Annotated in this window: 27 protein-coding genes, 1 riboswitch and 1 other annotated feature; of the genes, 19 read left to right on the forward strand and 8 right to left on the reverse strand. The window is 37.8% G+C overall.

From position 1 onward, the window contains the following. Positions 1-122: 122 nt before the first annotated feature. The 7 genes from argC (at position 123) to LRP84_RS00140 (ending at position 6,155) form a co-directional block, all read left to right on the forward strand. Positions 123-1,160, forward strand: a complete 1,038-nt coding sequence (gene argC / locus LRP84_RS00110) for an N-acetyl-gamma-glutamyl-phosphate reductase (protein ID WP_230573218.1) — start codon at positions 123-125, stop codon at positions 1,158-1,160. Positions 1,161-1,172: 12 nt separating this feature from the next. Then, entirely contained in the window at positions 1,173-2,396 is a 1,224-nt protein-coding gene (gene argJ / locus LRP84_RS00115; RefSeq protein ID WP_230573219.1) for a bifunctional glutamate N-acetyltransferase/amino-acid acetyltransferase ArgJ, read from the forward strand. 11 nt (positions 2,397-2,407) lie between these two features. Continuing rightward, the gene (gene argB / locus LRP84_RS00120; protein WP_230573220.1) at positions 2,408-3,202 is read left to right on the forward strand and encodes an acetylglutamate kinase; all 795 of its coding nucleotides are present in this window, start codon (positions 2,408-2,410) and stop codon (positions 3,200-3,202) included. Beyond that, positions 3,171-4,325 carry an acetylornithine transaminase gene (gene argD / locus LRP84_RS00125; protein WP_230573221.1) on the forward strand — a complete coding sequence of 385 codons (1,155 nt, stop codon included), beginning with the start codon at positions 3,171-3,173 and terminating at the stop codon, positions 4,323-4,325. The genes argB and argD overlap by 32 nt, the downstream gene beginning before the upstream one ends. 13 nt (positions 4,326-4,338) lie before the next feature. Continuing rightward, the gene (argF, locus tag LRP84_RS00130) at positions 4,339-5,289 is read left to right on the forward strand and encodes an ornithine carbamoyltransferase (RefSeq protein ID WP_230573222.1); all 951 of its coding nucleotides are present in this window, start codon (positions 4,339-4,341) and stop codon (positions 5,287-5,289) included. 104 nt (positions 5,290-5,393) lie between these two features. Continuing rightward, entirely contained in the window at positions 5,394-5,945 is a 552-nt protein-coding gene (locus LRP84_RS00135; protein WP_230573223.1) for a DUF2062 domain-containing protein, read from the forward strand. 54 nt (positions 5,946-5,999) lie between these two features. After that, complete coding sequence (locus LRP84_RS00140) at positions 6,000-6,155, forward strand: hypothetical protein (RefSeq protein WP_230573224.1); 156 nt, start codon at positions 6,000-6,002, stop codon at positions 6,153-6,155. 24 nt (positions 6,156-6,179) lie between these two features. Here the strand turns inward: LRP84_RS00140 and LRP84_RS00145 are convergent, their stop codons facing one another. Both LRP84_RS00145 and LRP84_RS00150 read right to left on the reverse strand, forming a co-directional pair. Further along, complete coding sequence (locus LRP84_RS00145) at positions 6,180-6,626, reverse strand: MarR family winged helix-turn-helix transcriptional regulator (protein WP_098310635.1); 447 nt, start codon at positions 6,624-6,626, stop codon at positions 6,180-6,182. A 176-nt stretch (positions 6,627-6,802) separates the two neighbouring features. After that, entirely contained in the window at positions 6,803-7,582 is a 780-nt protein-coding gene (locus LRP84_RS00150) for a GDSL-type esterase/lipase family protein (protein WP_230573225.1), read from the reverse strand. Between the two features lie 297 nt (positions 7,583-7,879). Between LRP84_RS00150 and LRP84_RS00155 the strand changes: the two genes are divergently transcribed. Beyond that, positions 7,880-10,078, forward strand: a complete 2,199-nt coding sequence (locus tag LRP84_RS00155) for a bifunctional 2',3'-cyclic-nucleotide 2'-phosphodiesterase/3'-nucleotidase (protein WP_230573226.1) — start codon at positions 7,880-7,882, stop codon at positions 10,076-10,078. A gap of 17 nt (positions 10,079-10,095) precedes the next feature. On the opposite strand, the gene nhaC is transcribed toward LRP84_RS00155, so the two are convergent. Next, positions 10,096-11,466, reverse strand: coding sequence for a Na+/H+ antiporter NhaC (gene nhaC, locus LRP84_RS00160; protein ID WP_230573227.1), 1,371 nt, complete (start codon positions 11,464-11,466; stop codon positions 10,096-10,098). Positions 11,467-11,709: 243 nt separating this feature from the next. Next, positions 11,710-11,931, reverse strand: a binding site (T-box leader). 143 nt (positions 11,932-12,074) lie between these two features. Between nhaC and LRP84_RS00165 the strand changes: the two genes are divergently transcribed. The 8 genes from LRP84_RS00165 to LRP84_RS00200 all read left to right on the forward strand — a co-directional run bounded on the left by LRP84_RS00165 (position 12,075) and on the right by LRP84_RS00200 (position 18,876). Continuing rightward, positions 12,075-12,422 (forward strand): hypothetical protein, encoded by a 348-nt coding sequence (locus LRP84_RS00165; RefSeq protein ID WP_230573228.1) that lies wholly within the window; start codon positions 12,075-12,077, stop codon positions 12,420-12,422. A gap of 78 nt (positions 12,423-12,500) precedes the next feature. After that, positions 12,501-13,922 carry an adenosylmethionine--8-amino-7-oxononanoate transaminase gene (gene bioA / locus LRP84_RS00170; protein WP_230573229.1) on the forward strand — a complete coding sequence of 474 codons (1,422 nt, stop codon included), beginning with the start codon at positions 12,501-12,503 and terminating at the stop codon, positions 13,920-13,922. 2 nt (positions 13,923-13,924) lie between these two features. Continuing rightward, the gene (gene bioD / locus LRP84_RS00175; RefSeq protein WP_230573230.1) at positions 13,925-14,653 is read left to right on the forward strand and encodes a dethiobiotin synthase; all 729 of its coding nucleotides are present in this window, start codon (positions 13,925-13,927) and stop codon (positions 14,651-14,653) included. Beyond that, a complete protein-coding gene (gene bioF / locus LRP84_RS00180) occupies positions 14,619-15,806 on the forward strand; it encodes an 8-amino-7-oxononanoate synthase (RefSeq protein ID WP_230573231.1) in 1,188 nt (395 codons plus the stop codon). The genes bioD and bioF overlap by 35 nt, the downstream gene beginning before the upstream one ends. Further along, complete coding sequence (locus tag LRP84_RS00185) at positions 15,803-16,552, forward strand: alpha/beta fold hydrolase (RefSeq protein ID WP_230573232.1); 750 nt, start codon at positions 15,803-15,805, stop codon at positions 16,550-16,552. Before bioF ends, LRP84_RS00185 begins: the two co-directional genes overlap by 4 nt. Beyond that, positions 16,518-17,375 (forward strand): malonyl-ACP O-methyltransferase BioC, encoded by an 858-nt coding sequence (gene bioC, locus LRP84_RS00190; protein WP_230573233.1) that lies wholly within the window; start codon positions 16,518-16,520, stop codon positions 17,373-17,375. Before LRP84_RS00185 ends, bioC begins: the two co-directional genes overlap by 35 nt. Beyond that, complete coding sequence (bioB, locus tag LRP84_RS00195) at positions 17,329-18,327, forward strand: biotin synthase BioB (RefSeq protein ID WP_230573234.1); 999 nt, start codon at positions 17,329-17,331, stop codon at positions 18,325-18,327. The genes bioC and bioB overlap by 47 nt, the downstream gene beginning before the upstream one ends. 267 nt (positions 18,328-18,594) lie before the next feature. Continuing rightward, entirely contained in the window at positions 18,595-18,876 is a 282-nt protein-coding gene (locus LRP84_RS00200; RefSeq protein ID WP_335379636.1) for a hypothetical protein, read from the forward strand. A 194-nt stretch (positions 18,877-19,070) separates the two neighbouring features. Here LRP84_RS00200 and ribH read toward each other — a convergent pair whose 3' ends face one another. Genes ribH through ribD form a run of 4 tightly spaced genes read right to left on the reverse strand, consistent with a single transcriptional unit; the run spans position 19,071 to position 22,499 of the window. Next, positions 19,071-19,532 carry a 6,7-dimethyl-8-ribityllumazine synthase gene (gene ribH / locus LRP84_RS00205; RefSeq protein ID WP_020059455.1) on the reverse strand — a complete coding sequence of 154 codons (462 nt, stop codon included), beginning with the start codon at positions 19,530-19,532 and terminating at the stop codon, positions 19,071-19,073. A 22-nt stretch (positions 19,533-19,554) separates the two neighbouring features. Further along, positions 19,555-20,748, reverse strand: coding sequence for a bifunctional 3,4-dihydroxy-2-butanone-4-phosphate synthase/GTP cyclohydrolase II (locus LRP84_RS00210; RefSeq protein ID WP_230573235.1), 1,194 nt, complete (start codon positions 20,746-20,748; stop codon positions 19,555-19,557). A gap of 13 nt (positions 20,749-20,761) precedes the next feature. Further along, positions 20,762-21,406 (reverse strand): riboflavin synthase, encoded by a 645-nt coding sequence (gene ribE, locus LRP84_RS00215; protein WP_230573236.1) that lies wholly within the window; start codon positions 21,404-21,406, stop codon positions 20,762-20,764. Next, positions 21,387-22,499 carry a bifunctional diaminohydroxyphosphoribosylaminopyrimidine deaminase/5-amino-6-(5-phosphoribosylamino)uracil reductase RibD gene (gene ribD, locus LRP84_RS00220; RefSeq protein ID WP_230573237.1) on the reverse strand — a complete coding sequence of 371 codons (1,113 nt, stop codon included), beginning with the start codon at positions 22,497-22,499 and terminating at the stop codon, positions 21,387-21,389. The genes ribE and ribD overlap by 20 nt, the downstream gene beginning before the upstream one ends. Positions 22,500-22,801: 302 nt before the next feature. After that, positions 22,802-22,945, reverse strand: a riboswitch (FMN riboswitch). A gap of 166 nt (positions 22,946-23,111) precedes the next feature. Here ribD and crcB (LRP84_RS00225) point away from each other — a divergent pair. Together crcB (LRP84_RS00225) and crcB (LRP84_RS00230) are read left to right on the forward strand one after the other, a co-directional pair. Further along, the gene (crcB, locus tag LRP84_RS00225) at positions 23,112-23,519 is read left to right on the forward strand and encodes a fluoride efflux transporter CrcB (RefSeq protein WP_230573238.1); all 408 of its coding nucleotides are present in this window, start codon (positions 23,112-23,114) and stop codon (positions 23,517-23,519) included. Then, a complete protein-coding gene (gene crcB, locus LRP84_RS00230) occupies positions 23,516-23,869 on the forward strand; it encodes a fluoride efflux transporter CrcB (protein WP_230573239.1) in 354 nt (117 codons plus the stop codon). Before crcB (LRP84_RS00225) ends, crcB (LRP84_RS00230) begins: the two co-directional genes overlap by 4 nt. A 35-nt stretch (positions 23,870-23,904) precedes the next feature. Here the strand turns inward: crcB (LRP84_RS00230) and LRP84_RS00235 are convergent, their stop codons facing one another. Next, positions 23,905-24,108, reverse strand: a complete 204-nt coding sequence (locus tag LRP84_RS00235; protein ID WP_230573240.1) for a CDGSH iron-sulfur domain-containing protein — start codon at positions 24,106-24,108, stop codon at positions 23,905-23,907. 143 nt (positions 24,109-24,251) lie between these two features. Here LRP84_RS00235 and LRP84_RS00240 point away from each other — a divergent pair, with 143 nt between their 5' ends. Continuing rightward, positions 24,252-24,494 (forward strand): DUF2552 family protein, encoded by a 243-nt coding sequence (locus LRP84_RS00240; RefSeq protein WP_098310654.1) that lies wholly within the window; start codon positions 24,252-24,254, stop codon positions 24,492-24,494. Positions 24,495-24,635 lie beyond the last annotated feature (141 nt).

The following is a 24,635-nucleotide window of genomic DNA, read 5'->3' on the forward strand; positions in this document are numbered from 1 at the left end:
TATTAGTAAAATGACTTTATTTATCGATTTTTATTATTTAAAAATTTATAAATATTTAATTGACTCTATAAATATACAATATTATAATCATACTTAAATCTAAAAGGTAATGAGGAGGAATTATGAAAGCGGCAATTATTGGGGCGACTGGATACGGAGGACTTGAGCTTTTACGGTTATTAACACATCATCCAAGCTTTACAGTGACATCAGTACATTCTTTTTCGCAAATTGGAGAAGTCATGACAGCACCTTATCCCCATTTATCTACTTTTGTTTCTCATACATTAGCAGAGGTAGATGTTGAAGGGATTGCGAAAGAAGCAGATCTTGTATTTTTAGCAACACCGGCTGGGGTGTCAGCAAATTTGACTCCAAGTTTACTAGAAGCGGGTATGAGAGTTATTGATTTATCAGGAGATTTTCGAATTCGAAAGCCGTTTATATATGAAGAGTGGTATAAAAAAGAAGCTGCGAAAGAAGAAGTGTTACAACAAGCTGTGTATGGATTAACGGAGTGGAAAAAAGGTGAGATCGCAACAGCAAACTTAATTGCGAATCCAGGATGTTATGCAACTGCAACATTACTGGCGGCAGCTCCTTTAGTAAAAAACGGAATAATTGAAGTGGATTCACTTATTATTGATGCAAAATCAGGAGTTTCTGGAGCTGGAAAGACACCAACAAGTATGACGCATTTCCCAGAAATGCACGATAATTTATACATTTATAAAGTAAATGAACATCAGCATGTTCCGGAAATTGAGCAAATGTTACAAGAGTGGGATGAGAGCATGAAACCAATCACATTTAGTACACACCTTATTCCGATTACAAGGGGAATTATGGTAACACTCTATGCAAAGGCAAAGCAAGAGATAACAGATGTTACACTTCAGCAAATTTATGAAGAGAGTTATTGTCACTCACCGTTTGTAAGAATACGAGAAAAGGGAGTTTTTCCAAGCCCGAAAGAAGTAAGGGGATCTAACTTTTGTGATATCGGAACAGCTTACGATAAGCGGACGGGACGAATTACGATTGTAGCAGTCATTGATAATGTAATGAAGGGTGCAGCTGGGCAGGCGGTACAAAATGCAAATATATTGGCAGGAGTGAAAGAAACGGAGAATTTACATTTAATGCCGCTATATCCGTAAGGGGGAAGAATCATGATTGAAACATTATTATGCACGAAGATAGAAAACGGTTCGATTGTAACACCAAAAGGATTTGCAGCAATTGGAATTCATGCAGGGTTAAGAAAAGAGAGAAAAGATATAGGAGCAATTGTGTGTGAAGTGCCAGCTAGCTGTGCGGCTGTTTATACACAAAATCAATTTCAAGCAGCTCCTCTTATTGTTACGAAAGAAAGTATTGCTGCCAAGGAAAAATTACAAGCAATTATTGTCAATAGTGCAAATGCAAATTCTTGTACAGGCGAACAAGGACTACAAGATGCATATGAAATGCGTACCTTAGCAGCTAAGCAGTTTCATTTAGAGGAGCATTATGTTGCGGTAGCGTCTACAGGAGTCATTGGGGAGCCTCTGCCAATGGAGAAAGTGAGAAATGGTATTTCTTTTTTACAACCATCAAAAGAAGTAGAGATTGCGGCATCATTTTATGAAGCGATTTTGACAACAGATTTAGTTGCGAAACAATCGTGCTATAAGCTCTCTATTGAAGGAAAAGAAGTTGCAATTGCCGGGGCTGCAAAAGGTTCAGGGATGATTCACCCGAATATGGCAACGATGCTTGGGTTTATTACGACTGATGTAAATATAGAAAGTGAAGCGTTGCAAAGAGCGTTATCTCAAATTACGAATCACACATTTAATCAAATTACAGTCGATGGAGATACATCTACAAATGATATGGTACTTGTTATGGCAAGCGGCCTATCAAACACAACTGCAATATGTGAAGAACATCCAGAATGGGAGAAGTTTTTGATGGCACTTGAAAAGGTGTGTGAAGATTTAGCAAAGCAAATTGCGAAAGATGGAGAAGGGGCAACAAAGTTAATTGAAGTAAATGTGCATGGCACACGCACTGTAGAAGAAGCAAATATGATTGCGAAGAAAATTGTCGGTTCCAATCTTGTAAAAGTAGCTGTATACGGCGAAGATGCAAACTGGGGCCGTATTATTAGCGCAATTGGACAAAGCGGCATTGTAATTGAAACGAGTACGGTGGATATTAATGTTCAGTCGATTGCAGTATTAAAAGGTAGTGAACCGCAACATTTTTCAGAAGAAGAGATGAAACAACTGTTACAGCAATCAGAGATTGTTATAGATGTATATGTACATCTTGGCAAAGCCAGTGGAAGAGCATGGGGATGCGATTTAAGTTATGAATATGTGAAAATTAATGCTTGTTATCGCACATAAGGAGAGAAGAAATGAGAGAGCGTATTGTAATAAAGTGTGGCGGTAGTATGTTAGCTCGTTTAGGCGAAACATTTTTTCAATGTATGAAACAAATGGTAGAAATATATGACGTAATTGTTGTTCATGGCGGTGGGCCTGAAATTGATGCAATGCTAAACAAATTAAGTATCCCAATTGAAAAGAAAGATGGACTGCGTGTAACAACAGCAGAGGTAATGGAAGTTGTGCAAATGGTTTTATGCGGTAGTACAAATAAGACATTTGTTTCAAAGTTAAATGAACAAGAACTTGGAGCAATTGGATTATCCGGCTGTGATGGAAAGTTATTGCAAGTTGTTCCGTTAGAAGAGAAGTTTGGCTTTGTCGGTGAAGTACAATATGTTCAAACAATGCTACTAGAACATTTGTTAGTAAATCAGTTTATTCCTGTTGTTGCACCAGTTGGAGTCATGGGTGGACAGGTATACAACGTCAATGCAGATACAGCGGCAGCAGCAATTGCGACAGCGATGAATGCGGCTAAGTTAATTTTTATTACAGATGTAGATGGGGTCATATGTAAGGAGCAGCTCCTTGCGAAAGCAGATGAAAGGCAGCTTCTAGACCTTATAGATAATGGAACGATTACTGGCGGAATGATTCCGAAAGTGAAAGCAGCACTAAAGTCACTAGAACTAGGTGTAAAGGATGTTGTAATTGTAAACGGTACACAACGTTTTCTGACAAATAAAGGAGATTGGATTGGTACAACAATAAAAAAAGGGGGGATCTATAATGGGACAGCATGTTTTTCCAACATACAGTAGACGAAACATTGAAATTGTAAAAGGTAGCGGCACAAAGGTTACAGATAAACACGGAAAGCAATATTTAGATTTCACTTCTGGAATTGCGGTATGCAATTTAGGACATTGTCATCCAGAGGTGGTAAATGCTGTGGAAGAACAGTTAAAGACAATATGGCATATTTCAAATTTATTTCCACATACAGTACAAGAAGAAGTCGCTGCATTGTTAACGAAAGATCGAGAATTAGACTATGCATTTTTTTGTAATAGCGGAGCTGAAGCGAATGAAGCCGCGCTGAAATTAGCGCGTAAGCATACAGGGAAATCAGTCGTGATTACGTGTAAACAATCGTTTCACGGACGAACGTTTGGAACAATGAGTGCAACAGGACAATCTAAAATCCATGATGGATTCGGCCCGCTCCTCCCAAGTTTTCTGCATCTTCCTTTTAATGATATTGCTGCGTTTCAAGAAGCGATGAATGAAGAAGTCGCAGCTGTTATGGTTGAAGTTGTGCAGGGAGAAGGTGGCGTTCTTCCTGCAGATATCACATTTTTACGAGAAATCGAGAAGTTGTGTCATGCGTACGGGGCACTTTATATCATTGATGAAGTGCAAACAGGAATCGGAAGAACAGGGACATTATTTGCATATGAACAAATGGGGATTTCTCCCGATATTGTCACCGTTGCAAAAGCACTTGGGAATGGTATTCCAGTTGGAGCGATGCTTGGTAAGAAAGAGTTAGGATCTGTTTTTTCCCCGGGAACGCATGGTTCGACGTTTGGTGGGAATTTTATCGCTATGACAGCTGCAAAAGAAGTATTACAAATTATTTCACAGTCTTCTTTTTTGCAAGAAGTACAAGAAAAGGGAGCATATTTTTTACGAAAATTACAAGAAGAATTACAGGATATGAATTGGATTATTGATATTCGCGGGAAAGGGCTTATGATTGGGGTTGTTTGTAAGGGAGAAGTTAGCGCTATGATAGCGGCGTTAGAGCAAGAAGGGCTTCTTGTTTTGCAAGCTGGGCCCAATGTACTGCGTATATTACCGCCACTTATCGTAACGAAAGAAGAAATCGATGAAGCAGTGCATATGATGAATCGTGTATGTAAACAAGTATTGATTAAATAGAGGGGGAATTCGTATGAAAACAATGTCTGTACCTAAACTTCAAACAAAGGATATTTTAACATTAGAAGAATTAACGAAAGAAGAAATAATTGCAATTATTGAATTTGCGAAGTATGTAAAAAAAGAAAAAACATTGGCCTTGTTAAATGGTAAAATTTTAGGATTAATCTTTGACAAACATTCTACTCGTACGCGTGTATCATTTGAAGCTGGTATGATTCAGCTTGGAGGACATGGTATGTTTTTAAGCGGGAAAGAATTGCAGCTCGGCAGAGGAGAAAGCATTGCAGATACGGCCAAAGTGTTGTCACAATATATTGACGGAATTATGATACGAACATTTTCACATGCAGAAGTAGAAGAATTAGCAAAGGAAGCGACAATTCCAATTATTAATGGATTAACAGATGATCACCATCCATGTCAAGCGCTTGCGGATTTAATGACGATTTATGAAGAAGTGAATACATTCCAAGATATCAAACTTGCTTATGTTGGAGATGGAAATAATGTTTGTCATTCATTGCTGCTTGCGAGTGCGAAAGTGGGAATGAATATTACAGTTGCAACGCCTCCAGGATATGAAGCGGATGAAGAGATTGTGAAACGTGCGATAGAAATTGCAAAGGGAACAGGAGCTAAAATTGAAGTTACGTATAATCCAAAAGAAGCTGTTAAAGAAGCAGATTTTATTTATACAGACGTTTGGATGAGCATGGGTCAAGAAGATAGTAAGGAGAAATATGAATTATTTCAGCCATATCAAGTAAACGAGCAGCTCACTCAGTATGCAAAATCAACCTATCGTTTCTTACATTGTTTGCCCGCTCATCGTGAAGAAGAAGTAACCGCAGCAATTATTGATGGACCACAATCAATTGTATTTCAGCAAGCCGGCAATCGTTTGCATGTACAAAAGGCATTATTAGTCAGTTTATTACAAGAAAAACAACCTTCTTCATAATAGAAGGTTGTTTTTTATTCAAAATGTCTTATTGAGATTTCGCATTTTCTCTTTGTATACTTTATAATAGTAAATAACAGAAAAATATAAGAGAGATGATTCAGATGCGAGTAACTAAGAAAACGTATTCATTCTTTCAGCGTATTTGGCGAGGAATGAAGTTAAATTATTATAAATTATTACGTGCACCAGAAGGTGCGAAAATTGTATCAAGAGGATTTGCTGTTGGTTTTGGAATAGAAATGCTAGTTATTCATACAGCCTCTCTCGTATATCTTATTTTTTATCCGCTCGTTCGATTATTGAAAGGTTCGTTTCCTGCAGCTGTTATCGGTAATCTTATTGGAAAAGCAACATTTTTACCTGTTATTCTAATTCCTTTCGCACATGCACTTGGAAAACTTATTTATCCATTTGAAGTAAAAACAATGCCGTATCACCACTATACAATAAAAGACTTTTTTTCAAGTGATGGGCTAACGGTGTTAAGAAACCTATTACAAAACGAATTGTATGTAATAATCGGAATGACAATTATAGGAATTGTATTCGGCATACTTGCTTATTTTGTTATGTACTATTTATACGAGAAAAACCGCAAACTGAGATTGACAAGAAGAAAGAAACAAATAAAAAGGCCCATTACACAAATATAATGAATGCACATCAAATTTCCCTTTTGAATATGCTTTTAAAAAGGGGGGAAGTTGATGTTTTTTTCTTATTATGCTCCTAGGTACTATCCGCATATTGTATATTATTCTGTCCCATACGTAAGACAGATGCAACCATCACAAGAAAATAAACCGTATTTAACTACTTGGCCGTATTCCAATGTATATTATGGAAATTATTACGAAACATAAAGCTGCTTCTAGATAGAAGCAGCTTTATATATTTGCTTTCATAATTAAGTTTTGAATTGTTTGTAGCGAATGGGTAAGTTGTTCCCGGTCGCTTGCTGATAACGTTTGTAAATTTTCTTTCAGTTTTTCTAAAAGGAATTGTTTGTATTGATTTACTAATAATTTCCCTTCAGCTGTAAGAGACATTAAAATAACACGCCGATCTTTTTCGCTATAATGGCGCTCTACAAGTTCTTCTTGAATGAGTTTGTTTAGCAATGGTGTCATATTCGGTCTCGAAATAGCTAGACGTTTTCCGATTTCTGAAACTGCTAATGTATCTCGTTCATGCAATAACAATAACACCTGTGTATGTGATGGTGGCATATGTCGACGAGAAGAGAACTCTCCAGGAAGCATAAACTTGCGATAAAAAAGAGGCACTAACGAAAGAAGATGATCAACGATACGCTCCCACTCACGTGACTCCATATAACAGGCCCCCTTCTATTCTTATTGTAACAAAAAATCAAGATGTATAAAAATAGAATTATTTGCTTTTATATTGATTCCGCTCAAACAAGCGGTATGTGTGAGTGGTACAAGATGGAAGCCCGTCTGTAAGGGCCCGATTGGTTCAACTAACCATAAGTAGGAAAACCGCCTACTTATGGAAGTTTCACTTTATATGATAACACTTGCTGTGCAAAGGATTCTGCAATTTTTTCATATCCTTTATCATTCGGATGAACTTGGTCGTATAGTAAGTCTTTTTGATCAGTTGGTAATAATTTGCGAATTGGTAATACGAATGAAGGCTGATTTTCTTTTGAAATCGAATATATTGTTTTGTTCCAGCTATCTAAGAAAACATTTGCGTAAGAAGCAATGGAATCTTCGAGCTTTAATGGGTTATAGAGCTCAGAGAAAATGAGGAGTGCATTCGGATTAGACATACGAATGGTCTTTACGATGTTTTGTAAATCTCGTTCAAAACGATCTTTTTCTTCATTTAATAATTTCATTCCTTCCATAATACCAACATTTCTGTTTATGTGTAAAATGTTATTCCCACCAATACTAATTGTAATAATGTGGGCATCTTTTATTTTTTGTTTTACTTCTTCTGTTTGTATCATTTGAAGTAAACCATCTGTTGTTAAACCATTTACAGCAAGGTTATCGACGGTAATTTGTTTTTGTAATTGCTCTTCTAATGTATGAGAAGCAATTTGTGTATATCCACCTTGTGTAGACCCGTAGCCTTTTGCGAGAGAATCGCCTAAGACAAGGTGATGAAGTGTTGCATCTGTTTGTGAATCAATCCAGTGCGGAGCAGTTGCTGCTGGAGATTCCTTTTGAACATTTGTCTCATGGTTCTTTTCATAATACAAAAATGTAATGATAAGAAGGAGGAGACAAAGTGCAGATAAAATGATCTTTTTCATCGTTATATCCTCCTTATAAATGGTTATTGTACCATATTCATTAGAAGAAGTAATGGAGTAGGCATTATGACTTCAAAAAATTTTTACATTATTTTTACAGAAAATTTGTAGAAGTCTGTCAAAATTCGTTGACGATATAAATTACTGTTCGTTATGATAAATATCAGACGGGTAGATTTATTATGTTCTCACAAGAAGTAAGACAACTAACTTCTTTAAGAATGTGATGGTGTGAAGGGATACACACCTAATATTCTACTTTGTTGCAGGGGATTATTTTATAAGGGGGATTTTTTTGTGAGAAAATCAACAAAAACGTTGGCTGGTGCTGCGCTTGCATTAGGAGTTATTGCTCCGCAAATATGGCCTACACCTGTATATGCAGAGGAAGAGGGAAGTACTGTAAAACTAAGAATATTAGAAACGTCTGATATTCATGTAAACTTAATGAACTATGATTACTATCAAACAAAAACAGATAATAAAGTAGGATTAGTTCAAACTGCGACTCTTGTTAATCAAGCGAGGGGAGAGTCGAAAAACTCTGTTTTATTTGATGATGGAGACGCGCTGCAAGGAACACCACTTGGTGATTATGTAGCAAAAGTAAAAGGGGTAGATGGAGACTATGTGCATCCATTATATCGTTTAATGAACATGATGAAGTATGACGTTATTTCTCTTGGCAACCACGAGTTTAACTACGGTTTAGACTTCTTAAACAAAGCGATTAGCAAAACAGAGTTTCCTGTGATTAACTCTAATGTATACATAGATGATAAAGATAATAATGAAGAAAATGATAAAAACTATTTCGAACCGTACCATATATTTGAAAAAGAAGTAGAAGATGAGTCTGGTCAGAAACATAAAGTGAAAATTGGTGTAATGGGCTTTGTTCCACCGCAAATTATGAGCTGGGATAAAGCAAATTTAGAAGGAAAAGTAAAAGCGAAAGATATTGTAGAAACAGGGGAAAAACTGGTTCCAAAAATGAAAGCGGAAGGTGCAGATATTATTGTTGCATTGGCGCACTCTGGCATTGATAAGAGTGGATACAATATTGGAATGGAGAATGCTTCTTTTTATTTAACGAATATTCCTGGTGTCGATGCGGTATTAACAGGACATTCCCATGCGGTTGTAACCGATACATTTAATGGTGTTCCGGTTGTAATGCCTGGTGCTTTTGGGAGTAACTTAGGAATTATTGATATGGAATTGAAGCAAGTCAATGGAAAATGGGAAGTACAAAAAGATAAATCTAAACCTTCTGTTCGTCCAATTGCAGATAGTAAAGGAAATGCTTTAGTAGAATCAGATCAATCTTTAGTAGAAGCAGTGAAGGACGATCATGAAGCGACAATTAAATATGTAAATACACCAGTTGGTGAAACAACAGCACCAATTAATAGTTATTTTGCGCTTGTACAAGATGATCCATCTGTTCAACTTGTAACAAATGCACAAAAGTGGTATACAGAGCAGAAGATGAAGGGTACAAAATTTGAAGGTATGCCAATTTTATCGGCAGGTGCACCGTTTAAAGCGGGTGGACGTAACGGATCTACATATTATACAGATATTCCAGCTGGAACGCTTGCAATTAAAAACGTTGCGGACTTATACGTATATCCAAATACATTATATGCAGTGAAAATAAATGGCGCTCAGTTGAAAGATTGGTTAGAAATGTCTGCTGGTCAATTTAACCAAATCGATCCAAGCAAAACAGATGAGCAAAAATTAGTGAATATAAATTATCCAACATATAATTTTGATATATTAGATGGCGTTAAATATGAAATTGATGTAACGCAGCCAGCAAAGTTTGATAAAGATGGGAAAATTATAAATGAAGCTGCCAATCGTATTATCAATCTAACGTATGAGGGAAAATCTGTAGCGGATAACCAAGAATTTATTGTAGCAACAAATAATTACCGTGGTAGCAGCCAAACATTCCCAGGTGTGAGTAAAGGTGAAGTCATTTTACAATCTCCTGATGAAACGCGTCAAATTATTGTAGAATATATGAAACAAATGAAAACAATTAACCCGACAGCAGATAAAAACTGGACGTTTAAAACAGTTACTGGTGAGAAATTGAATGTCACATTTGATTCGTCTCCAAACGCCCAAAAATATATAGCAAAAGATGGGGATATTTCTTATGTTGGTCCATCAGAAAATGAATTTGCGAAATATGCAATTGATTTAACGAAAAAGAATGAATCAACTGGTGGAGATAATGAGACTGAAAAACCAACAACGCCACCAGATAATAATAACGGCGGTGATCAGCCGAAAACGCCAGCAGATAATAATGGTGGCGAAGATAAACCAACAACGGTGGATTCAGAACAAAATCAAAAGGAAACAGATAATAGCTTGCCGAATACAGGAGCGAATGTGTTTACGACATTAGCAGCAGGACTAGCATGTATTGGTGCAGGTGCGCTAGCACTATTTAGAAGAAAGAAATTAAATAAATAATAAAGAAAAGTCCACTGCTAAGCAGCAGCGGACTTTTCTTTATTCCATGAAAGGCCAAAACCTGTGAATCCCACGAGTAAAGTGATAATTGGGCAAAGTAAGCAGAAAACTGTGTATGGAAGGTAGCTCACCGTTGGTACGTTTAGGACACTTGTCAGAAACACACCACTAACTCCCCATGGTACAAGTGGATTAATAACTGTACCGGCATCTTCTAATACACGTGATAGATTGCGGCGTTTTAATCCCATCTCATCGTATTTTTCTGCAAATGCTTGACCTGGTAAGATGATTGATAAGTATTGTTCGCCAAGTAAAAAGTTAACACCGATTGCAGTAATTGCTGTCGAGAAGATTAAACGTCCGCTCGTAGTGACAAAGCTTGCAATTGCTGCCATAAGCTGTTTGATAATTCCCATCTCTTGTAGTAATCCTCCCATGCCAAGTGAAAGGAAAATAAGAGCAACAGACATTAACATACTTTGTAACCCGCCGCGTGTTAATAAACTATCAATGTCTTTTACACCTGTATGCGATACATATCCGTTTTGCATAATGTTGATTAAATTTGCAAGAGATGTATTTGGAGTAAAGATAAATAAAATGATAATACCTGAGATAATACCAGCAAGTAAAGTTGGAACTGCTGGAACTTTTTTTACAGCTAATACAAATAGCACAAGAACTGGCAGTAAAGTAATTACAGAAATTGTTGCATGTTCTTGTAATGTTTCTGTGAAAGATCCAAACTGAAGTTTTCCAGAAGTGCCTTTCCCAAGAATGAAGAAAATAACGAGTGAAATAATAAATGCCGGTACAGTCGTCCAAAGCATATTTCGAATATGGTCAAACATGTCTACTTTAGAGACAGCTGGTGCTAAGTTTGTTGTATCAGAAAGAGGTGACATTTTGTCTCCAAAGAAGGATCCAGAAATAACAGCACCAGCAACTAAAGCAGCGTCGTAGCCAAGAGCACTTCCCATTCCCATGAAAGCAATTCCAACTGTAGCAGCTGTTGTAAAGGCACTGCCAATACTAGTGCCGATAATAGAACATACGATAAAGACCGTTGGTAAGAAGATTTTCGGTGAAACAATTTGAAAACCGTACACCATTAATGTTGGAATTGTCCCTGCAGCAATCCAAACGCTAATTAATACACCGACAAGTAAAAAGATAAAAATAGATGGCAGACCAGCTGAAATACCATTTCTCATTCCTGTTTCCATAACAGACCATGGTATTTTCTTTGCGAATCCAAACGCTAATAATATGACAATCCCAAATAAAATAGGAATATGAGGCATAACTTGTAATTGAATGACGCTAAAGCCGATACAGAAAAAGATAAGAGCTGTTAATATAATGGATGCTCGTTTTGAAATCATGATAATAAATCCTCCCTAGTTGTTATGTTTTACTATGATTTGAAAAAATGCGCCAATATCGAATGATTCCCCCGGCCGTTGAAAATCGCATACTACTTCTCTCCTTTTTTGAAAATAAAAAATGCCCCTGCAATATATGCAGGGACGAAAATGATCGCGGTACCACCCTAGCTTATGAAATGTATGTATGACAATTAAAGGTATACACCGATTAATCAAAATAAAAAACGCCCCTGCAGTATATGCAGGGACGAAAATATCGCGGTACCACCCTAAATTGTGAAACAAAAAACATTTCACCACTTTGCAGAAATAACGGTCTGTAACCGTCTTTCACTACTCCAACTGTTTCGTAAAAGAAGCTTAAGGGGGTAATTCATACTCCGTTCTGTACTGATTCGCACCAACCATCAGCTCTCTGAAAGCATGAAACGAAATACTACTAAATCCTATCATTGCCGATTCATATCATGTTAGTAAATTTTTATCATAAAAAAGAGAAGGATGTCAACAGTTATTTTTGAATTTATACGATAGGAATAATATAAAGAAAATTAACACAAATCTCAATATTGTACGTTATAATGAACGAGGAAGGAGGATAAAATATGAAGATGAAAATTATGATTGTTTCTATGTTATTCACAATCGTTGGTGGTGCTGGAATTTATACAGCGCTTGCAGCACCACCTAGTTTGATAAAGACAAGTGTTGGAAAACCAAAAGAAACAGTACAACAAAATAAAGAAGAAAAAATGCAGAAAACAGCAGATAAATTAGGAGTTTCTACAGAAGGAAAACCAAAAGAACAGATCCAAAAAGAAATGGATGCAGTGCGTTATGAAAAGCGACAAGAGCTTCTTCGAGAGCATGCAAAAGAATTGGGAATTGAAATAGAAGGCAAAACAGATGAACAATTGATTCAGGAGATTGGTAAAATTCAGCACGGTAAATAGGGCGGCTTATCATATGATAAGCCGTTCTTTTTTAAGAATATTATTGTTTGAAAAAGAATTGACAGTGTTTGCTTTATAATGTTAACCTTAAATAAAAATAAGTTAACATTAGAGGTGGCAATCGTGACTGTAAGAAATATTGATCAAACTTTTACATATGAGGAACTAGCTCAAAAAAATAAAGCCTATGTGTGGCATCCATTTACTCAAATGAAAGATTTCTTGGAGGATGATCCTGTCATTATTGAACGAGGAGAAGGAAGAAAATTATACGATGTGAATGGAAAAGGCTACTGGGACGGTGTGTCTTCCATTTGGCTCAATGTTCACGGTCATCATGTACAAGAGCTAGATGACGCTATTCGTGAGCAATTAAATAAAATAGCGCACTCTACATTGCTAGGTATTGCGAATGTGCCAAGTATTTTGTTAGCCGAAAAAATTATTGAAATTGTACCCAATGGACTGAAGAAAGTTTTTTATTCTGATTCCGGTGCCACATCGGTTGAGATTGCAATTAAAATGGCATTTCAATATTGGCAGCATAAAGGAAAACCTGAAAAGAAAAAGTTTATTACAATGAAAGAAGCGTATCATGGTGACACAATTGGAGCGGTATCTGTTGGAGCGATTGATATGTTTCACCAAGTGTATAGTACGCTTCTATTTGATACGTTAAAAGTACCATATCCGTATACATATCGTTCTCCTTATGGGGAAAATCACCAAGTTATTGTGAAAAAACATTTAGAAGAAATGGAAGAGATGTTGCGACAAAATCACGAAGAAGTAGCAGCTGTTATTGTAGAACCTCTTGTACAAGGAGCGAGCGGCATTATTACAATGCCAGAGGGCTATTTAAAAGGATTGCGAGAACTTTGTACAGCTTACAATGTTCTTCTTATTACAGATGAAGTAGCCACAGGATTTGGAAGAACGGGTAAAATGTTTGCATGTGAACATGAGGGCGTTACACCGGATATTTTAACGGCTGGAAAAGGCTTAACAGGAGGATATTTACCAGTCGCAATTACCGTAACGACAGATGAAATTTATAATGCTTTTTTAGGTGACTATGAAGAGCAAAAAACGTTTTTCCATGGTCATAGTTATACAGGGAATCCACTAGGTTGTGCAGTAGCACTTGCGAATTTGAAATTATTTGAAACTACAAATCTTATAGAAGCTGTTGCTCATAAAGCGGAATACATCGCAAAACGGTTAGAAGTTTTTCATGAATGTAAACATGTAGGAGATATTCGTCAGCGTGGTTTTATGATTGGTCTTGAGCTCGTACAAAACAAAGAAACGAAAGAAGGATATTCTTGGCAGGAACGAATGGGCGTGGAGGTTTGTAGAAGGGCACGTGATTTAGGTATGATTCTTCGTCCGTTAGGAAATGTCGTTGTATTTATGCCGCCGCTCGCTTCTACAATAGAAGAACTTGATGATATGATTACGATTCTACATCAAGCAATTCAAGAAGTAACGGAGGGATAATGATGAGCGGTTTCTTTGTGACAGCAACTGATACTGAAGTTGGCAAAACGGTTGTAACAGGTGCATTAGCAGGTGTACTTCGTCAGCGCGGGCATAATATCGGTGTGTATAAACCGCTGCAAAGTGGTCATCTTTCCTCTCATCCAGAAGGTGATGCTGCCCGCTTGAAAGAAGCGGCAGGTGTGATGACATCATGCGAAGAAATTTGTCCTTATTCAGTTGAAGAACCGCTTGCACCGCGTTTAGCTATGAAGCGAGCAGGAAGACAAGTACTATTATCAAATATTACAAAGCATTACGAAAAATTATCAAAACAATTTGACTCTTTACTTGTAGAAGGTGCCGGCGGGCTTGTAGTTCCTTATACAGAAGATGCACTCGTTGTTGATTTTGCGAAACAGTTACAATTACCGTTGCTCATTGTAGCACGTCCAACACTTGGTACAGTGAATCATACTGTTTTAACTATTTCTTATGCAAAAGCACACGGACTATCAGTCGCAGGTGTCATTTTTTCTGGATGCCAACAATATGAAAAAGAGAGAGTGCTAGAAAATAAAAAAATGATTGAAGAGTTAAGTGACGTACCGGTTATTGGATTATTACCAGCGCTTCGTGAAGGTTGTACGCGAAATGAACTATTACAAGCAGCAGAAGAGAGCATTGCTATCTCAAGGTTAGAGGAGTTTTTACGTCATGAATCCAGTATGGGAAGCGCATTTTCAGTCTAAATTAACGAGTCTTACAGAAACATCACAGCATCGAACATTGTTTGTGACGGAACACGCAGAAAAAACGTGGCTCGTTCGAAATGGAAAGAGGCTGCTAAATCTAGCCTCAAATAATTACTTAGGATTAGCTGGAGATGACCGGTTAAAAGAAGCTGCAATGGAAGCAACAAAAAGGTATGGGACAGGAGCAACAGCATCCCGTTTTGTTGTAGGTAACTATCCGTTATATGAAGAAATTGAACAACGTATATGCGCATGGAAAGAGACTGAAAAAGCACTAATTGTGAATAGCGGTTACACGGCAAATGTCGGGGCGATTTCTTCACTTGTAGGCCGGCATGACATTGTGTTTAGCGATAAGCTCAATCATGCAAGTATCGTAGATGGTATTGTATTAAGCGGTGCAGAGCATAAGCGCTATCGTCATAATGATCTGGAACATTTAGAGAAATTGCTGAAATCTGCTCCAGCAGAAAAACGAAAGCTTATCGTCACAGATACTATTTTTAGCATGGATGGAGATAGAGCTCATCTAGAGAATCTAGTAATGCTGAAAGAAAAGTACGGAGCGCTTCTTATGGTTGATGAGGCGCATGCAGGCGGAGTATACGGGAAGAATGGAGCAGGCCTTGCTCATAAGCATCCAAAATTGGCAAAGTGTGTAGATATTCATATGGGCACGTTTAGTAAAGCGCTAGGTTGTTATGGTGCATACATTACCGGACGAGCTGTTTGTATTGATTATATGATTAATACTATGCGCAGTTTAATTTTTACAACTGCTTTACCTCCAGGAATGCTTGGAGCAATCGGGAAAGCAATTGAAATTGTAAGCAAAAATGAAGTGTATCGTCAAAGGTTAATAGAAAATGGCCAATATTTCCGCACCACTCTGCAAGAAGCTGGTTTTCATATTGGAGAAAGCACCACGCATATTGTTCCTGTTATTGTGGGTTCTAATGAAGCAGTGCTTCGTTTTAGTATGAAATTGCAAGAGGCAGGAATAGCGGCAATTGCCATTCGCCCCCCTACTGTTCCGCAGCATAGTTCACGCATTCGGTTTGCTGTAACAGCACAACATGCGAATAATGATTTACAATGGGCAGCTCAGCGGATTGTACAAATTGGAAAGGAGGAAGGGGTGATTTCATGAAGCAATTTAGTCTTGTGCTTATTCCTGGATGGGGCATGGAGGAACAAATTTGGGAGTCGTTCCTTCCATATGTACATGATTTTCCAGTACACGTTGTTCATTGGCGGAATGTTGAAGACCAACAGGATTTTGAACGACGAATTATAGAGGTAGCTAAAGATAAAGAAGTGATTTTAATTGGCTGGTCACTTGGTGCATTGGCAACCCTTCAAGTTTATAATTCATTGCAAACGAAAGGGATCGTTTTATTAGGAGGAACAGCGAAATTTACAATGGACTCTGATTATGTACATGGATGGAAAGAGTCTTTTGTCGAAAGAATGAAACGAAGTCTTCTCAAACAAAAAGATGCTACGTTGAAAAAATTTTATGTAAGCATGTTTTCAAAGGCGGAGCAGGAAATTGGAGAGGAGCAGGCATTTCTAAAAATAGCTGAGGGGTTTCAAGGTGATTCGATTGACTCTTTGCAATGTGGACTTGAGTACTTAATAAAAACAGATGCAAGAGAACAGCTGCAGCAAATAGATGTTCCGTTATTACTTTTTCATGGAAAAGCTGATGCCATTTGTCCTCTGTCTGCAGCGCAATATATATGCGAAAAAACAAATGCATCGCTAACGATTATAGAGGAAGCTGGACATGCACTTTGTTTCACGCATCCAGAACGATGTGCTAAAGAAATTTTACAGTTTGTAAAGGAGATACAACAAAATGATCAACAAGCCGTTGTTACAAAAACGATTTAATCAAGCTGCTGTATCTTATGATCAATATGCAAATGTACAAAAAAAGATGGCAAACCAGCTGCTTGTTTATATGAAAAAACATTACGATGCAGCGGCGCAAATCCGTATTTTAGAGCTTGGATGCGGCACAGGTTATGTAACAGAGAAACTAGCGACATCTTTTCCAAATGCGACGATTACAGCTGTGGATTTTGCAGAAAGTATGATTGCGAAAGCAAAAACGCAGTGCAATATGGAGTCTGTTACATTTCGATGTGAAGACATTGAACATATGAAACTTTATGAACAATATGATGTGATGATATCCAATGCAACGTTTCAATGGTTAAACGATTTATCGGCTACGTTAGCGAATTTATATAATCATTTACATGAAGATGGTGTGCTACTATTTTCGACGTTTGGAAATAAAACATTTCATGAGCTTCATACATCATTTCAGCGTGCAAAAACAGCGTGTGCAATAGCTGATGCAACAACTGTAGGCCAAACTTTTTTAACAGGACTACAGTTGCAAGAGTTATGTAAAAGAATAATGGGGGATATACATGTTGCTGAAACGTGTTACATAGAAACATTTGCTACAGTTCGTGAATTTTTACAATCCATTCGTAAAGTTGGGGCTACGAACAGTAATGAAGGATCCTATTGCCAAAGTCCGTCTATCTTTCGCAATATGCTTCGCATATATGAACGAGATTTTATGGAAGATGGAAGAATTGCAGCAACATATCATGCTTTATTTTCTTATATGAAAAAAGAGGGGAAGAGAATAAATGAAACATGTACAAACGAAAACAAATTGGAAGCAAATCGCATCTGAGGTAGTGCAAGGAAGAGCTGTAACGAAAGAAGAAGCGCTGAACATTTTGCAAGCAAATGATGAAGAAATTTTAGAAATTATGAATGCTGCGTATGTGATTCGTCATCATTATTTTGGGAAAAAAGTAAAACTAAATATGATTATTAATACAAAATCTGGTCTATGCCCGGAGGATTGTGGGTATTGTTCCCAATCAATCGTATCAGAGGCTCCCATTGATAAGTATGCTTGGTTAACGCAAGAGAAGATTGTAGAAGGTGCACATGAAGCGATTCGACGCAAGGCAGGTACATATTGTATTGTTGCTTCCGGCCGCCGTCCAACTAATAAAGAAGTAGAACATGTCATTGGAGCGGTAAAAGAAATCCGTGATACGACTGATTTGAAGATTTGCTGTTGTTTAGGATTTTTAAATGAAGATCAAGCGCAGCGTCTTGCGGAAGCTGGGGTGCATCGTTACAATCATAATTTAAATACGCATGTAGATAATTATGAGAGTATTTGCTCAACTCATACGTACGACGATCGTGTTGATACAGTTGAAAAAGCGAAGCATGCGGGTATATCACCATGTTCGGGTGCTATTTTCGGAATGGGAGAAACGAAGGAGCAACGTGTAGAAATTGCATTTGAATTAAAACGCATAGATGCGGATTCTATCCCATGTAATTTCCTTGTTGCTGTAAATGGAACGCCGCTAGAAGGGCAAAAAGAATTAACACCAGTAGAGTGCTTGAAAGTATTAGCAATGATGCGCTTTGCGAATCCGTCAAAAGAAATTCGGATTTCTGGCGGACGTGAAATTAACTTACGTTCCGTTCAACCGCTTGGTTTATTTGCTGCAAACTCAATCTTTGTTGGTGATTATTTAACGACAGCTGGCCAAGAGCCAACAGCAGACTGGGGAATCATTGAAGATTTAGGGTTTGAAATTGAGGAATGTGCGTTGTAATAAAGTGAAACTTCCATCAGTGGGGGGCTTACTGCCCGTTAATACGGGATAAAGTTACATGGATTGTAGCTGTGAGAAGTCAATAAAGATTAGGAAGAAAGCTCTTGATATAGGAGCTTTCTTTTTTGTAAATAAAATGTAATAAAACGTATATAACCCCTGTGGCCATTCAATTTGTAAGGCGATGAACATGATATGCAGCCGAATTTCCCGCTCCGCAATTGTACATAGTAAGAGAGAAATCAACAATGGTTTGGAGAGATTTGCATGCATAAATATATATTAGCAATTATGAGCTTTCTTATTTTGTTAAAAGCAATTAGTGCAGACCCAGTGAAAGCAATTGAAAATCCTGAACAGAAAGATATGCAGGCGAGAATTGAGCAGCATTTTCGGCATCAAGCTGAGTATTTTGGGATTGAAACAGAAGGAAAAGATTTAAAAGAAGTGGACAGAGAGCTTCATATTGCGCAAGAGGAACAGAGAAGAGAAAAAATGAGAAAGCAAAAAGAGGCCGAAGCCTCTTTTGGTTGTTTGCTCGAAACCTAACCAGCCATAAGAGCCCGATTGGTTCAACTAACCTCTTGTGAGGAAAAGCACCTCACAAAAGGAAGTTTCACTTTATCCCGCTCAAACGGCTGGTAAGAAGCAAGAGCAGGAAGAACATCTAACCAGCCATAAGAGCCCGATTGGTTCAACTAACCTTTTGTGAGGAAAAGCACCTCACAAAAGGAAGTTTCACTTTATGCCCATTGGCGGGATAGGTTTGCCATTTCAATGGCTGCAACAGCAGATTCCCAGCCTTTATTTCCAGCTTTTGTACCAGCACGTTCAATTGCCTGTTCAATTGTTTCTGTTGTTAATACGCCGAAGATAACAGGGATTTCTGTTTGTAATGAAAGAGAAGCCACACCTTTTGCAACTTCATTACAAACATAATCATAATGCGTTGTTGCACCGCGGATTACTGTTCCAAGTGTAATAACTGCATCGTATTTTCCGCTGTTTGCCATTTTCTTCGCGATTAATGGAATTTCAAATGCACCAGGAACCCAAGCGACATCAATGTTATTTTCTTCTACTCCGTGACGCTTTAAACCGTCTAATGCACCGCCTAATAGTTTGCTTGTAATAAATTCGTTAAAACGACCAACAACAATACCTACTTTTAATCCTGTACCAACTAAATGACCTTCGAATACCATAATGTATCTCTCCCTTAATCTATTATAAATTTAATAAATGACCTAATTTTGTTGATTTGGTTTGTAAATATGCCTTATTTTCTTCTTTTGCCGGCATTTGCAACGGTACGCGTTCGACAACTTCTAGATCATAACCTTGTAAGCCTGCAATTTTACGTGGGTTATTTGTTAAGAGACGAAGTTGTTGTAATCCTAAATCTTTTAAAATTTGTGCACCAATACCATAATCGCGAAGATCAGCTGCAAAGCCAAGCTTTTCATTTGCTTCTACAGTATCGTAACCTTCTTCTTGCAGCTTATATGCTCGTAATTTATTAAGCAGTCCAATGCCGCGTCCTTCTTGACGCATGTATAGAAGAACTCCTTTTCCTTCTCGTTCAATTTGAGCGAGAGCGGCATGAAGCTGCGGACCGCAGTCGCAGCGGCAAGACCCAAATACATCGCCAGTTAAACATTCAGAATGGACGCGTACAAGAGTTGGTTCACCTGTGGAAATATCTCCTTTTATAAGAGCAATATGTTCTTTATCGTCAAGAGAATTGGAATAGCCAATTGCTTGGAATGTACCAAATTCCGTTGGTAAAGTAATTTCCACTTCGCGCTGTACTAACGTTTCATGATGACGGCGATATGCAATTAAGTCCTCAATTGTAATCATTTTGAGATTAAATTGCTTTGCGATTTCTAATAAATCAGGTACTCGTGCCATCGTGCCATCTTCATTTATAATTTCACAAATGACGCCTGCTGGTTCTGCACCGCATAATTTTGCTAAATCTACAGCAGCCTCTGTATGCCCAGCGCGGCGGAGAACACCACCTGCTTTTGCGATTAAAGGGAAAATATGTCCAGGACGTTTAAAATCACTTGCTTTCGCCTTTGGGTTTAATAGTTCGCGTACAGTTGTCGCACGTTCATGAGCACTAATACCAGTTGTTGTTGAAATGTGATCGATGCTAACTGTAAAGGCGGTGCCGTGAGAATCTGTATTATGTGAAACCATTGGCTCTAATTCCAAACGATCAGCATATTTCTCTGTAATTGGGACACATACAAGACCGCGCCCGTGTGTAATCATAAAATTGATTGTTTCCGGTGTAATATACTCAGCTAAGGCAATAAAGTCCCCTTCGTTTTCTCTATGTTCATCATCACAAACGATGACAACTTTTCCTTGCTTTAAATCTTCTAGCGCTTCTTCAATACGATGAAACATTTCATTTCCTCCCTTATAAGAATCCCTTGTCTTGTAAAAAGCTTTCTGTAAGTGAGCTTTTTTTAGGTGTTGGCTGCGTAATAAAACGTTCAATATATTTTCCAATCATATCGCACTCAATATTCACGATATCGCCGGCAGTTTTCTTGCCGATTACTGACTGACTTAATGTGTGTGGAATGAGAGAGATTGTGATGGAAGATTCATCAACACCAAAAATCGTAAGACTCGTACCATCAATGGCAACGGATCCTTTTTGTAAACAATAACGAAGTAGTTCATTTGGTAATTGTATTTTGTAATATACGGCATTAAAGCTCCGTTTTTTATCAATAATTGTTCCAATACCGTCAATGTGCCCTGTAACGAAATGCCCACCGAAGCGCCCGTTTGCACTCATAGCTCGCTCTAAATTTACTTTTGCACCGCGGCTAAGAGTTTGCAGTGAAGTTGCTCGCATCGTCTCTGGCATGACATCAACGGTAAAAGAGTGTGCTGTAAAAGAAGTGACGGTTAAACATATCCCGTTTACAGCAATGCTGTCACCTAAGTTTACGTCTGACAAAATCGTTTGCGCCGAAATTGTAAGTTGCATTGCTTCACCGGTTTGTTGCATGTTAGCGATTGTTCCGAGTTCCTCAACAATTCCTGTGAACATAAGGCACCTCTTTTCTTGGAGTGGCAACTACTTTTATATCATCGCCGATTTGTTCCATCGATTGAATGTGCAAGGTAAGTGCATCTTGCAGTTTTGTGAAACCATTTCCGCCAAACCATGTTGGAGCTTCTTTACCACCAATTAGTTTTGGACTAATATACGTAATCAGTTCATGAAAACATTTTGCTTCTAAGAAACTTGCATGAATAGTTTGTCCGCCTTCGACAAAAAGAGAAAGAATATTTTTTTCTCCAAGAAGATCAAGCAGTTCGTTTATTTCAATGTTACTCGTCTTCATTTGCAGTACAGATACCATATTAGATTGGAATTTTGCAATTTTCTCTTTGGAAACGCCATTTCCAACAACAATCCATGTTGGAACCTCTCCGTCTGTAATCACATGAGATGAAAGTGGAGTTCGCAAATGCGTGTCAAGTACGACGCGAATCGGATTTTTTCCACCATTTACAAGGCGCGTAGTTAAATGCGGATTATCGGTAATTATTGTATTTACACCAACGAGAATGGCATCGTGTGTATGGCGATAACGATGTACATCAGCGCGCGATGATTCACCTGTAATCCATTTACTTTCTCCTGTACGAGTAGCGATTTTTCCATCTAGACTCATTGCTGTTTTTAAGGTTACAAATGGGCGCTTTGTTTTCATGTAGTGAAAAAAGTAACGATTTAATTCTTTTGCTTCTTTTTCGAGTACACCAATTGTTACGTCAATTCCAGCTTCCCGTAAACGCTTGACACCTCGACCTGAAACGAGTGGGTTACTATCGAGTACTGCGATGACCACTCGTTTGACGTTTTTGGCTATAAGTAAATCACAGCAAGGAGGCGTTCTTCCGTGATGACTGCACGGTTCTAATGTTACGTACACTGTTGCACCATGAGCTTGTTCACCCGCCATCTGAAGAGCGTGAACTTCTGCGTGTTCAGTTCCTGCTCGTAAATGGGCTCCTACTCCAATGATATTTCCATCTTTTACAACAACAGCACCGACCATTGGATTAGGACTTGTTTGACCAGCTGTATTTTTTGCTAATTGCAAAGCAAGTGCCATATATTCTTGATCTGTCATAAACTCACCTCTCTAAAAAAAATCAAAAAACCCCAAGGACATAATCCTTGGGGTGAGAGAGACGATGTTTCTAGAAATATAAGAAGGATACGAGAGTCTACTTAAGAAACCTAGCAATTATTGATATGTTTGCGTAGAAAAGAAGCCAAGCAAATATCTACTTTTTCACATGCTAGTGTTATCGTGTTATTTCAGCAGAGAAACAGATGGTATACGAAAAGAAACATATGTATGTCTAAAAATAAACAATACAAATGTGCATGCTGAAATAAACGTTGTATCCTATTATACGTACTAGAAAACATATCCTTCTCCCATCCAGACTATACTGTCGGCTCTAGATTCTCACTAGATCCACCGTTTTCAACTTGAAAGCGGGTCACGGACTTAGAAGTGTGAACTTCATCACCGCCGGTTGGGAATTTCACCCGACCCCGAAGGATGCTGTTTGCTCACATTATAGCACAAAAAAGAAAAAAGGCTATAAAAAATATTTGAATGTGAAGAATTGCATGAAAATAAAGAAGGAGCTAAAGCTACATTAGCGGCGGGATTAATTTGCTATACTAGTGTAGAAAAGGTTTTATATCGTGTTTAAAACGAGGTGAGAGTATGAAAAAATATATTGCTGTAGGAATAGGCGGTATTATTGGAGCTTTAGCTCGCTATGGAGTAGGCCAATTGCTTGAACCAACATCTTTTGCTGTTTTCCCGTTAGCAACATGGTTAGCCAATATGAGTGGTAGCTTTTTATTAGCATTTTTAACGATGTCTGTTTTTCGGATGAAACAAGTTTCACCGCTTATGATAAGTGCCGTTGGTACAGGAATAATTGGTTCATTTACAACATTTTCAACATTTAGCGTGGATACGCTGAAGCTATTGCAGCATGAGGCGTTCACAATGGCTTTTTTATATGTGAGTGCGAGTATGATAGGGGGATTATTTTTCGCTTTTGGCGGATTTTATGTTGGGAATGTGCTATATGAACGCGGTATGAGGAAAGAAGGAAACATATGAATATTCTACTTGTCAGTATCGGGGGCTTTTTCGGTGCAATTGCACGTTTTTTTATTAGTACTGTAGCAAAAGAGAAGTACGGAAATACTTTCCCTTATGGAACATTTTTTATAAATATAATCGGCTCATTTTTACTTGGTATATTATATGGTGCTGAAGTAGCTAAAATGTGGATATTGTTATGTGGTACAGGGTTTATGGGAGCATTTACGACGTTTTCAACATATCAGCTAGAAATGGTTCAACTTATACATACACGAGAAGGACAAAAGGCATTACTATATTTTGTTATGAGTTATGCAATAGGTATTGGCAGTGCTTTTGTTGGATTTTATATTGGGAACATGTAAAAACACGCGCACATTTTTTTGTGCGCGTGTTTTTATTATTCTTTCGGTGCGCGTACAGTAGACTCAAATTTTCCTTTGTGTGAACCATCGCAATACGGCATATTTTGGGATAACCCGCAGCGGCATAGAGAAAATGCCGGTTTAGCTGGAAATACATTTCCTTCAGCATCGATTAGTTCCACATCCCCTGTAATACGGAACGAACCATTATTATTTACTTTAATTTGTACTTTCTCCATTGTTACACCTCCTTACCAAACGCTTATGTCTATCATATACTTACTAGAATTACTTGACAATGTTTAGAAACAATGCTTTTTGTGAGAAAATAGAAATGATATAATAAGTCATATACTGAAAAGATATTAAGGTGAACATAAACATGAACAAACAATTACGTACATTACAAAACATTGCAAAAGAGCGAACGTGGGTATCGTTTTTAAACAATAATCATCCATACAGCTTACTTCATTGGTCGATTGCTGGTGTACAGCAAGAAGTGAAGGATGTATGGTTATTACAAGATGAAGTAACATTTCAAACAACAGAATTCCCATCGCTTGATGAAGCGGTAAAATGGATTTCTGAAAATATGGATCAAGTTACAGACGTATTGGCGTAACATAAGCTTGCTATTAAGTAGGTACTTGACATAATAAGACTTCTGTTGTTGGTTGAGATAGGAAAAAGGCTAATTCATTAAGGGATGAATTAGCCTTTTTTTGTGTAATTTCACAGGTTTTATCCCGCATTAACGGACAGT

Source organism: Bacillus rhizoplanae, from assembly GCF_917563915.1.
Lineage (GTDB): Bacteria > Bacillota > Bacilli > Bacillales > Bacillaceae_G > Bacillus_A > Bacillus_A rhizoplanae.

Excerpts from the sequence above, each read along its gene's own strand:
- argD (WP_230573221.1), top strand. The coding sequence starts at position 3,171 with ATGGGACAGCATGTTTTTCCAACATACAGTAGACGAAACATTGAAATT.
- argJ (WP_230573219.1), top strand. The coding sequence starts at position 1,173 with ATGATTGAAACATTATTATGCACGAAGATAGAAAACGGTTCGATTGTA.
- argF (WP_230573222.1), top strand. The coding sequence starts at position 4,339 with ATGAAAACAATGTCTGTACCTAAACTTCAAACAAAGGATATTTTAACA.
- LRP84_RS00145 (WP_098310635.1), bottom strand. The coding sequence starts at position 6,626 with ATGGAGTCACGTGAGTGGGAGCGTATCGTTGATCATCTTCTTTCGTTA.
- LRP84_RS00140 (WP_230573224.1), top strand. The coding sequence starts at position 6,000 with ATGTTTTTTTCTTATTATGCTCCTAGGTACTATCCGCATATTGTATAT.
- bioC (WP_230573233.1), top strand. The coding sequence starts at position 16,518 with ATGATCAACAAGCCGTTGTTACAAAAACGATTTAATCAAGCTGCTGTA.
- nhaC (WP_230573227.1), bottom strand. The coding sequence starts at position 11,466 with ATGATTTCAAAACGAGCATCCATTATATTAACAGCTCTTATCTTTTTC.
- bioB (WP_230573234.1), top strand. The coding sequence starts at position 17,329 with ATGAAACATGTACAAACGAAAACAAATTGGAAGCAAATCGCATCTGAG.
- LRP84_RS00135 (WP_230573223.1), top strand. The coding sequence starts at position 5,394 with ATGCGAGTAACTAAGAAAACGTATTCATTCTTTCAGCGTATTTGGCGA.
- LRP84_RS00150 (WP_230573225.1), bottom strand. The coding sequence starts at position 7,582 with ATGAAAAAGATCATTTTATCTGCACTTTGTCTCCTCCTTCTTATCATT.
- argB (WP_230573220.1), top strand. The coding sequence starts at position 2,408 with ATGAGAGAGCGTATTGTAATAAAGTGTGGCGGTAGTATGTTAGCTCGT.
- crcB (WP_230573239.1), top strand. The coding sequence starts at position 23,516 with ATGAATATTCTACTTGTCAGTATCGGGGGCTTTTTCGGTGCAATTGCA.
- LRP84_RS00200 (WP_335379636.1), top strand. The coding sequence starts at position 18,595 with ATGCATAAATATATATTAGCAATTATGAGCTTTCTTATTTTGTTAAAA.
- LRP84_RS00185 (WP_230573232.1), top strand. The coding sequence starts at position 15,803 with ATGAAGCAATTTAGTCTTGTGCTTATTCCTGGATGGGGCATGGAGGAA.
- LRP84_RS00235 (WP_230573240.1), bottom strand. The coding sequence starts at position 24,108 with ATGGAGAAAGTACAAATTAAAGTAAATAATAATGGTTCGTTCCGTATT.
- LRP84_RS00210 (WP_230573235.1), bottom strand. The coding sequence starts at position 20,748 with ATGTTTCATCGTATTGAAGAAGCGCTAGAAGATTTAAAGCAAGGAAAA.
- ribD (WP_230573237.1), bottom strand. The coding sequence starts at position 22,499 with ATGACAGATCAAGAATATATGGCACTTGCTTTGCAATTAGCAAAAAAT.
- ribH (WP_020059455.1), bottom strand. The coding sequence starts at position 19,532 with ATGGTATTCGAAGGTCATTTAGTTGGTACAGGATTAAAAGTAGGTATT.
- ribE (WP_230573236.1), bottom strand. The coding sequence starts at position 21,406 with ATGTTCACAGGAATTGTTGAGGAACTCGGAACAATCGCTAACATGCAA.
- bioD (WP_230573230.1), top strand. The coding sequence starts at position 13,925 with ATGAGCGGTTTCTTTGTGACAGCAACTGATACTGAAGTTGGCAAAACG.
- argC (WP_230573218.1), top strand. The coding sequence starts at position 123 with ATGAAAGCGGCAATTATTGGGGCGACTGGATACGGAGGACTTGAGCTT.
- LRP84_RS00240 (WP_098310654.1), top strand. The coding sequence starts at position 24,252 with ATGAACAAACAATTACGTACATTACAAAACATTGCAAAAGAGCGAACG.
- LRP84_RS00165 (WP_230573228.1), top strand. The coding sequence starts at position 12,075 with ATGAAGATGAAAATTATGATTGTTTCTATGTTATTCACAATCGTTGGT.
- bioA (WP_230573229.1), top strand. The coding sequence starts at position 12,501 with ATGTTAACCTTAAATAAAAATAAGTTAACATTAGAGGTGGCAATCGTG.
- crcB (WP_230573238.1), top strand. The coding sequence starts at position 23,112 with ATGAAAAAATATATTGCTGTAGGAATAGGCGGTATTATTGGAGCTTTA.
- bioF (WP_230573231.1), top strand. The coding sequence starts at position 14,619 with ATGAATCCAGTATGGGAAGCGCATTTTCAGTCTAAATTAACGAGTCTT.